General features: G+C 65.4%; 1 protein-coding gene. It reads right to left on the bottom strand.

Annotated features, from left to right (window positions below; genetic code table 11):
* Positions 1-820: calcium-binding protein (locus tag J1C49_RS21490; RefSeq protein WP_370639449.1), on the bottom strand; the 820-nt coding region annotated here is incomplete at both ends.

Here is an 820-nt window from a genome sequence, read left to right as displayed (position 1 = left end):
GCTGTCTGTGCCGCTGTCGGCGAGCAGAAGATCGTCGCCCGCGCCACCAGACAGCGTGTCATCCCCGCTGCGCCCGGCCAGCGTGTCGTTGCCGATCCCCCCCTGGAGCAAATCGTTTGCGCCATTGGCCCCGGTCAGGCGATCCTCGAAGTCCGATCCGGACACCACTTCGATGGAGATCAGCGTATCGGAGCCTTCACCGGTTGCCGTGCCCGCGCCAAGGTCGACCGTGACGCCGACGGACGAAAAGCCGAACGCGGCCGTGTCGCTGTCGGCGCCGCCATCAAGCGTGTCGTCTCCGGCCAGGCCAAACAGAATATCATTACCGCCGAGCCCTTGCAGGATGTTCCCGTGCACGGCCGTGCCGATGATCACGTCGCCCTGCGCCGATCCGGTGGCATGTTCGATGTTGAACAGGCGGTCAATGCCCTCGCCGACGGCCGCGGACACAGGCACACCGCCGTCGGTCAAAACCCCGCTGGCCCCAAGATCAATGATCATGCTCGCTGCGGACATCGCGTAATCGACCGTGTCGAAATTGCTGCCGCCGTCGATCGTGTCATCGCCCAGACCGCCGCGCAGCGTGTCCATGAACGAACCGCCATCAAGGCTGTCATTGTCGTCGCCGCCTTCCAGCGTATCCTCGCCTGCGCCCCCGATCAGCGTGTCGTCGCCGTCGCGGCCCTGAAGCAGGTCGTCCCCGGCATTGCCGACAAGCGTGTTGTCATGCACGTCGGTGCCGCGCAGCACGTCGTCGAAATCGGAGCCGACCGCGTGTTCGAAATTGTCGATCGTGTCGGCGCCCTCGCCAAAGGCCAGC

It is taken from the genome of Cognatishimia sp. F0-27 (assembly GCF_020667845.1).
Lineage (GTDB): Bacteria > Pseudomonadota > Alphaproteobacteria > Rhodobacterales > Rhodobacteraceae > JAFMPQ01.
The sequence above is the reverse complement of the archived record's forward strand: the minus strand, read 5'-3'. Positions and strand labels throughout refer to the sequence as shown.